This is a genomic window from Kitasatospora sp. MBT63 (assembly GCF_000710465.2).
GTDB lineage: Bacteria > Actinomycetota > Actinomycetes > Streptomycetales > Streptomycetaceae > Kitasatospora.
The window spans coordinates 1-8,371 of sequence record NZ_JAIZ01000670.1 but is presented as its reverse complement, the minus strand read 5'-3'; the positions used below and the strand labels follow the sequence as shown (position 1 = coordinate 8,371).

The 8,371-nt window shown below is 72.3% G+C and carries 6 protein-coding genes; 2 read left to right on the top strand and 4 right to left on the bottom strand.

The annotated features are described in order from the left end of the window. The first annotated feature begins 111 nt into the window (after positions 1-111). The gene (locus AA75_RS35190; RefSeq protein ID WP_033824444.1) at positions 112-2,664 is read left to right on the top strand and encodes an ABC transporter permease; all 2,553 of its coding nucleotides are present in this window, start codon (positions 112-114) and stop codon (positions 2,662-2,664) included. 57 nt (positions 2,665-2,721) lie between these two features. Here the strand turns inward: AA75_RS35190 and AA75_RS35185 are convergent, their stop codons facing one another. From AA75_RS35185 to AA75_RS35170, 4 genes are all read right to left on the bottom strand, one after another. Then, a complete protein-coding gene (locus AA75_RS35185) occupies positions 2,722-4,314 on the bottom strand; it encodes an adenosine deaminase (protein WP_033824443.1) in 1,593 nt (530 codons plus the stop codon). Between the two features lie 148 nt (positions 4,315-4,462). Then, entirely contained in the window at positions 4,463-5,731 is a 1,269-nt protein-coding gene (locus AA75_RS35180) for a sugar ABC transporter permease (RefSeq protein ID WP_033824445.1), read from the bottom strand. Between the two features lie 50 nt (positions 5,732-5,781). Next, complete coding sequence (locus AA75_RS35175) at positions 5,782-6,561, bottom strand: ATP-binding cassette domain-containing protein (protein WP_033824442.1); 780 nt, start codon at positions 6,559-6,561, stop codon at positions 5,782-5,784. A 28-nt stretch (positions 6,562-6,589) separates the two neighbouring features. After that, positions 6,590-7,696, bottom strand: coding sequence for a sugar ABC transporter substrate-binding protein (locus AA75_RS35170; protein ID WP_033824441.1), 1,107 nt, complete (start codon positions 7,694-7,696; stop codon positions 6,590-6,592). Positions 7,697-8,005: 309 nt separating this feature from the next. On the opposite strand from AA75_RS35170, the gene AA75_RS35165 reads away from it, so the two are divergent. After that, the gene (locus tag AA75_RS35165; protein WP_033824440.1) at positions 8,006-8,215 is read left to right on the top strand and encodes a DUF5133 domain-containing protein; all 210 of its coding nucleotides are present in this window, start codon (positions 8,006-8,008) and stop codon (positions 8,213-8,215) included. The last annotated feature ends 156 nt before the right edge of the window (positions 8,216-8,371 follow it).

Here is an 8,371-nt window from a genome sequence, read left to right as displayed (position 1 = left end):
TGCGCCGCTTCGACGCCAAGGGCCGCACCAGCTGACACCCGCTGACAGCTGACCACCGCCACCAGCGGCCCCGGCACCCGTCCGCCCCACCACAGACCAGGACACCCACCCATGTACCGCACCGCACTACGCAACGTGCTGGCCCACAAGGGCCGGCTGCTGATGACCGCCCTCGCCATCATGCTCGGCACCGCCTTCGTCGCCGGCACCATGGTCTTCACCGACACCCTCGGCGCCGCGCTCAAGTCCCAGAACGCCAAGAGCTACACCGACATCGCCGTGACCGTCAGCGACTCCGGCGCCGTCAGCCAGGGGTACGGACGTGGTGGCCGCGGCCCCGCGGGCCCGGAGCTGACCGAGGACGTCCGCCGGAAGCTGGCCGCACTGCCCGGCGCGGCCGAGGCCCGCGGTGTGGTGTCCGGCTTCGCCGGTATCGCCGACCGCAAGGGCAGCCTGATCGGCGACGGCTTCTCCACCGCCGGTACCAACTACGTACCGGGCGCCGACGGCACCGATGCCCGCTACCCGCTGAGCGAGGGCCGCGGACCGAAGGGCGAGGGCGAGGTCGCGCTCGACACCCGCACCGCGTCCAAGGGCGGCTACCACGTCGGCGACACCGTCCGGGTGGCCGTCAACGGCCCGGTGATGAACCTCAAGCTGACCGGCCTGCTGACCACCAACGACCCGCGGGTCCAGGCGGGCGGTTCACTCGCCGCCTTCGACACCGCCACCGCGCAGAAGCTCTACCTGAAGCCCGGTCAGTTCAACGACATCGACCTGCGGGCCAAGCCCGGTACCGACGACCGGGCGCTGCTGACCGCCGTTCAGCAGGCCCTGCCCGCGGGCGGGTCGCTGACCGCGCGGACCGGTGCCGACCTGTCCGCCGAGCAGGACCGGATGATCACCGAGGGCACCAAGAACCTCAACCGGGCCCTGCTGGCCTTCGCCGGGATCTCGCTGTTCGTCGGCGTCTTCATCATCGCCAACACCTTCACCATGCTGGTCGCCCAGCGCACCCGGGAGATCGCCCTGCTGCGCGCGGTGGGCGCCGCCCGCCGCCAGATCACCCGCTCGGTGCTGATCGAGGCGCTGCTGATCGGCACCGTCGCCTCGGCGGCCGGCCTGCTGGCGGGTGTCGGGATCGCGGTCGGTCTCAAGGCCGTGGTGAACGGCCCGATGGACGCCAACCTCCCCGACGGTCCGCTGGTGCTGGCCCCCGGCACCGTGCTGACCACGGTCGCGGTCGGCGTGGTCGTGACGGTGCTGGCGGCCTGGCTGCCCGCCCGCCGGGCGGCCCGGATCGCCCCGGTCGCCGCGATGAGCAGCGCCGAGCAGCCCGCCACCCCGAAGGGCCTGCTGGTGCGCAACGTTATCGGCGGGCTGATCACCGCCGTCGGCGTCGGCGGTCTGCTGGCGGGGGCGACCGGCAAGTCGACCGACCAGGTGGGCCTGGGTGCGGCGGCCCTGCTGATCGGCGTCTTCGTGCTGACCCCGCTGCTGTCGCGGCCGCTGATCGCCCTGTTCTCCCCGGTGCTGCAGAAGCTGTACGGCACCCCGGGCAAGCTGGCCCGGGAGAACGCGCTGCGCAACCCCCGCCGGACGGCGGCCACCGCCTCGGCGCTCACCATCGGCGTCACCCTGATCACCGCGCTCACCGTGGTCGGCGCCTCCGTCAACCACGCCGTGGACAAGGCGTCCGGGGTGGATGTCAAGGCCGACTACGTGGTCTCGATGGCCAACTACTCGATGCTCTCGCCCGAGGTGGGCGCCCAGATCGCCAAGGCGTCCGGGGTCACCGCCAGCAGCGGGGAGCGGATGGTCCCGGCCGAGGTCAACGGGGAGTCCACCTGGCTGACCGGCGTCGACGGGGCGTCCATCGCCGAGGTCGCCACCGTGAAGATCACCGAAGGCTCGGCCGACGCCCTGAAGCAGGGCAAGCTGCTGGTCAGCACGGGCTACGCCAAGGGGCAGCACGTCAGGACCGGCGACACCGTGGACGTGGTCTACGAGGACGGCGCCAAGGAGAAGCTGACCATCGGCGGGGTGGTGGAGTCCACCGGCACGCTGGCCGGTCTGATCGCCCCGGACTCGCTCATCGCCCCGCACGCCGAGGGCGCCGGGCTGGAGAAGGTCCTGGTCAAGGGCGCGCACGGCCCGGACGCCGAGCTGAAGCAGGCCATCAAGGACGCCACCGGCGGCAACCCGCTGATCTCGGTGAAGGGCGAGGCGGACCTGAAGGCCGAGTCCCGCCAGATGGTGACCGACGTGCTGAACATGATGTACGGCCTGCTGGGCATGTCCGTGGTGGTCGCGGTCCTGGGTGTGGTCAACACGATGGCGATGTCGGTCTTCGAGCGGCGCCGCGAGATCGGCATGCTGCGGGCGATCGGCCTGGACCGGCGCGGGGTCGGCCGGATGGTCCGGCTGGAGTCGCTGCTGATCGCGCTGTTCGGCGCGGCGGTCGGCATCGGGCTGGGCGTGGTGGTGGCCTGGGCCGGGAACCGGGCCGTGGCCGGGGACTTCAAGGAGCTGACCACGGTGGTGCCGCCTGCGCAGATCCTGCTGTTCCTGGTGCTGGCCGCGGCGATCGGCCTGCTGGCCGCCGCCTGGCCGTCCCGCCGGGCCGCCCGGCTGAACGTCCTGGACGCCATCAAGAGCGAGTAGCGGGCACGTCAGGAGCCCCGGCCGGTCCCTCCGCGGACCGGCCGGGGCTCCGGCACGTCAGGACTGGCGGCCGAGCACCGCCTGCTCGAAGGTCCGGAACGCGCACTCCTCGCGCCACTCCAGCTCGGCCTTGGGGTTGTCGTCGAGCAGCGCCGCGCAGGCCGCGCTCGGCTCGTCCTCGCCGAGCGGGTCGTGGGCGCACTCGGCGGCCGGCCGGTAGCCGTCCCGGTCGGCCCACAGGCTGCGGCCGGGCAGGAAGGCGTACTCCAGCGACGCCCGGGCGAGGTCGCGCAGCACCCGGTAGTCCAGGCCGTAGGTGAGCGCGGCCCGCTGGTACTCGGTGGTGATGTCGCCGCGCGAGACGCCCGGGTCGTCGGTGGCCAGCGCCACCGGGACGCCCGCTGCGAGGTAGCGCGGGAACGGGTGCTCCGGGCCGCTGACCCCGAGGATCTGCTCGTTGCTGGTCAGCGGCACCTCCACCAGGACGTGCCGGGCGGCCATGGTGCGCAGCAGCCCCTCGGGGTCGTCCTCGTGGGCGAGGTCGACGCCGTGGCCGATCCGGTCGGCGTGCCCGGTGAGCACCGCCTCGCGGATGTGGAAGCGCAGGTCCTCGGGCTTGACCAGGCCGGGTACCAGCTCACCGGCGTGCAGCGTGATGTGCACCTCGGGGTACTCGCCGTGCAGGTAGTCCAGCATCTGCATCTGCAGCCGGTAGTTCTCCAGCGAGGCGGGCGCGTCCTCGGGCTGGACCAGGTTGACCGCGACGTAGCGCGGGTCGTGCCGGGCGAGTTCCATGCCGAGCAGCAGCTGGGTGAAGACCCGGGCGGGTGTGGAGGCCCGGGAGGCCTGCGAGATGAACCGTACGGTCACGGCGCAGCCGGGTGCGGGGTCGTCGCCGTCGCAGTGCGAGGTGGCCCGGAACTCCGTCAGCGCCGCGTCGGCCTCGCCGGAGGCGGTCCGCACCAGGGCGCCGATCTGGTCGTCGGCCAGCAGTCTGGCGCGCAGCGCGGCGAGGTCGCTGTCGAAGCCGACCTTGGCGGCCAGTGCCGCCGCCCCGCCGGACGCGGGCGTCGACATGGTCTCCAGGTAGGACTGGTTCTGCCGGGCGAGGGTGTCGGTGACCTCGGCCAGCATCCGGCCGGGGTGCCGCCAGGAGGCCTCGCCGAACTTCCCGAAGGTGGCGAAGAAGTGGTCGTGGCCGGACTCGGCGCCGGGCACGAAGTCCTGCATCGACCAGGCCCGGATCACCTGCTGCCGGAAGGCGGGGTCGGTGACGGCGTCGGCCGCGGGGCGGCTGCCCGCGGGGCAGGGGCCGCCGACGACCGCGGTCGAGGTGGCGGTGTCGATGCACAGCCCGTCCTCGGCGGCGAGCTGGATCAGCAGCTCGGTGGAGGCCGCCCCGGAGAGGTGGTTGTGCAGGTCACCGCCCTTGGGCAGGGCCTCGAAGAACGCCCGGAGCTCCTGCGGCCGGTCCCGGATGCGGTCCAGGTAGGCGGACACCCGGTCGGCCGGCGGTACGGGACGCACCAGGGCCTGCCCGGCCTGCGGGACGGCGGCCGCGGCGGGGACGGCCCGGCCGGGGAACAGCGGGAGCAGCAGCGCGGTGCCCGCCGCGAGGGCGGCCGCGGCGGCATGACGTGTGCGAATCATGGCCGCATCCTGGCGGCCCCCGCGGCCGCTCCCGGCCCGACAGGCCGGGTGCGGCCGGGCGGGTCATCCGATCGCACCAGCGCGCGGCGGAGCGCGCGACGCGCCCCCTCGCCGGGCGGCGAGGGGGCGCGGTGGCGGCGGTGGCGGCTCAGGCGCGGCCGGCCGCCTTCTGGGTCTTGCGGGACAGCGAGTCGATCACCACGGCGGCCAGCAGCACCGCGCCGGTGATCATGAACTGGATGGCGTTGCTCAGGCCCATGATGTTCATCCCGGACTGGATCGAGCCGATCACCAGCGCACCGAGCAGCGCCGACCAGGTCGAGCCGCGCCCGCCGAACAGGCTGGTGCCGCCGATGACGGCCGCCGCGATGCAGTTCATCAGCAGGTTGCCGCCGCCGGAGGTCTGGCTGGCGGACTGGATCTGCGCCGCCAGGAACAGGCCGCCGACGGCCGCCATGGTGGAACAGATCATGAACACCGAGATCCTGGTCCAGGACACGTTGATACCGGCCCGCCGGGCCCCCTCGATGTTGCCGCCGAGTGCGAAGACCTGGCGCCCGTAGGTGGTCCGGCGGAGCACGAAGTCCAGCACCACGATGAAGATCAGGAAGATCAGCAGCGCCAGCGGCAGCCCCTTGTACTGGTTGAGCGTGTACGCGGCCGCGAAGGCCACCACCGCCAGCGCCACCGTCCGCAGCGCGATGTCCGCGGGCGGACGGGAGGGCACCCCGGCCGCCCGCCGCCGCCTGGCGTCGAGCAGCGAGGCGACCAGGAACAGCGCCACCCCGATCGCGGCGGTGCCGTAGGCGGCGATGGTCTTGCTGTAGATGGTGGAGTACAGCCGGGAGACGATGTCGTTGCCGGACAGGTTGATGGTGCCGCTGGACCCGAGGATCTGCAGCATCAGGCCGTTCCAGCCCAGGTTGCCCGCGAGGGTGACCACGAAGGCCGGCACGCCGACCTTGGCGAAGAACAGGCCCTGGATCAGGCCGACCAGGGCGCCGCCGACCAGGGCGGCGACCAGCGCGACCCACTGGTTGACGCCGTGGGTGACGTCGAGCACCGCGAAGATCGCGGCGCACAGGCCGCTGACCGAGCCCACCGACAGGTCGATCTCGCCGAGCAGCAGCACGAACACCACGCCGATGGCGATCATGCCGGTGCCGACGATCTGCTGCGAGAGGTTGGACAGGTTCTGTGCCGACAGGAAGCTGCTGTCGAGGCTGCCGAACACGGCCCAGATCACGATCAGGGCCAGCACCACCGGCAGCGAGCCCAGCTCACCGCTGCTCAGGCGGCGCTTGAACTCGCCCAGGTATCCGGAGATGCCCTCCTGGCGGACGATCAGCCGGGGGTCGACGGCGGGGATCGCGTCGTGCGCGACCGGGACCGGCGCGTTCACCCCGTCCCTGGACATGCTGTCCTCGGGGAGCGGGACGTGGCCCGGCTCCCGGTGGTCGTCACCGTTCATGACACCCCCTCCTGGCCGCGGGACTGGCGCCGGGTCACGGCGTTGTCCGTGGCTCCCGTGATGGCGGAGATGATCTCCTGCTGGTTGGTGTAGCGGACGTCGAAGACTCCGTTGTTACGGCCGAGGCGCAGCACCGCGACCCTGTCGGAGACCGCCATCACGTCCGCCATGTTGTGGCTGACCAGGATGACCCCGAGCCCCCGGTCGCGCAGGCGCTCCACCAGGTCGAGGACCTGGGCGGTCTGCTCCACGCCGAGGGCGGCGGTCGGCTCGTCGAGGATCACGATCTTGGGTTCGCCGATCAGGGCGCGGGCGATGGCGACCACCTGGCGCTGACCGCCGGAGAGCGAGGCGATCGGGATCCGCACGCTCGGGATCCGGATCGACAGGGTGTCCAGCAGCTCGCGCGAGCGCCGTTCCATGCCGACCTCGTTGAGCACGCCGAACCGCCTCAGCTCCCGGCCGAGGAAGAGGTTGCCGACCACGTCGAGGTTGTCGCAGAGCGCGAGGTCCTGGTAGACCGTCGCGACCCCCAGGTGCTGGGCGTCCTGCGGCCGGTGGATCACCACCGGCCGGCCCTCCCACTCGATCACACCCTCATCGGGCTGGTTGACCCCGGCGATCGCCTTCACCAGGGTGGACTTGCCGGCGCCGTTGTCGCCAACCAGGGCGACCACCTCGCCGGCCGCCACGTCCAACTCGACCTCGGTGAGGGCCTGCACCGCGCCGAACCGCTTGGAGACGCTGCGCAGTGCCAGCACGGGAGGACCCGCCATGGCTATCAACTCCTCCGGACGGTGGGGGTTACTGCAGACCGGCTGCGGCGCAGGCGGCGGCGTAGTCGGGGGTGCAGATCTGGGCCACGGTGTACAGGCCGTCGGCGACCACGGTGGACTTGATGTTGTCCTTGGTGAGCACGATCGGCGTGATCAGGTTGGACTGGACCGCCTGGCCGCTGCCGCTGGTGGCCTTGGCGGACGCCACCTCCGAGGTCAGCGACTTGCCCTGGGCGAAGGCGACGGCCATCTGGGCGGCGGTGTCGGCCTCCGGCTTGTACGGCTTGTAGATCGACATCGTCTGGGTGCCGGCCAGGATCCGCTGGACGGCGTCCAGCTGCGCGTCCTGACCGGTCAGCGGGACGCTGAGGTTGGCCGCCTTGAGGGCGGTCGCGATGCCCGCCGCCATGCCGTCGTTGGCCGAGTAGACGCCGACCACGTTCGGGGCGCCGATCGCGGTGATGCCCGCGGCGGCCTCCTGGTTGGCGTTGTTCGGGTCCCAGTTCGGCGTGTCGTACTCCTTGCCGACGGTGAGCTTGCCGTCGATGGCGCTGTGCGCGCCCGCCTTGAAGTCGGCCGCGTTGGGGTCGGTGGGCGAGCCGTTGATCATGATGATCTTGCCGGCGGAGGCCTTGTCACCGACGGCCGCCACCAGGGCCTGGCCCTGGAGCTCGCCGACCTTGTGGTTGTCGAAGGAGACGTACGAGTCGACCGGCCCCTGCGCCAGCCGGTCGTAGGCGACCACCTTGACGCCGGCGTCGTGCGCCTTCTGGACCGAGGACTGGATGGCCTTGGCGTCCACCGCGTCCAGGATCAGCACCTGGTTGCCCTTGGTGAGGGCGGTGTCGACCTGGGTCTGCTGGAGCGTCGCGTCCTGGTTGGCGTTGTAGTAGTCGATCTGCGCGTTCGGGACCAGCTCCTTGATCTTCTGCTCGATCAGGGGCTTGTCGAACTGCTCGTACCGCGTGGTCTTGGACTCCGGGAGGAGCAGGCCGATCTTCACCGTGCCCGTCCCCGAGCCGGAGCCGGAGGACGAGGCGGACGTGGACTGGCCGGCGCTGCCGCAGGAGCTGAGCGCCAGAGCGAGGGAAGCCGCCGCCGCGGCGACGACAATCCCGGTGGGTCGTGATTTCACGGGTCGCCTCTCAATACGTCGAGATGCCCCCCGGGACTTTCGAGTGTCCGGCGATCCACCGGCCGCCGCCATTCGAAACAATCTTGCGCCACCTTTTTTGCGGCCGATCGGGGGAGCCGCCCGGGGACGGCCCTCCGAGTGGCCGACCCGGCGGGCGAATCCCACCGGACCGGGCGGAATGTGGACATTGTGTGCCGATGGGGGAGGGAGCCGGGGGAGAAGTCGGACACCCGCCGGTCCGCGTGGTTGCCCGCGAGGGGCCGGGGTAGCGCCAAACCCGACACACCGCCTTCGCAACGGAGTGGTTCCATGCCGCTGATCGACTACACCGCCCTCGCCCGACTCGTCCGCGAGCTGGACGCCCTGGCCGGACGGCCCGCCACCGACCGGACGGCGCACCGCCGCCGGGAGGACGCCCTGTACACGGTCTGCGTCTACACCGGCCTGCGGGATCCGGGGGCCGCGCTCGCCCGGGCCCGGGCCCTGCTCGCCCAGCGGGTGACGGTACCGGCCGGCTGAACCGGGCGCGGGGGCCCGCCGTACGGGGCCGGTCGAGGGGTCGCGGTCGCCCGCCCGGGTCACGGGCCGGGCGCGGCCGTTAGCGCGCCGCGGCGGCCGGTTACGTCACCGGTCCAGCCGCCCGGCCCGTCCGGGCGGCGCCCCACCGCCCGGAGG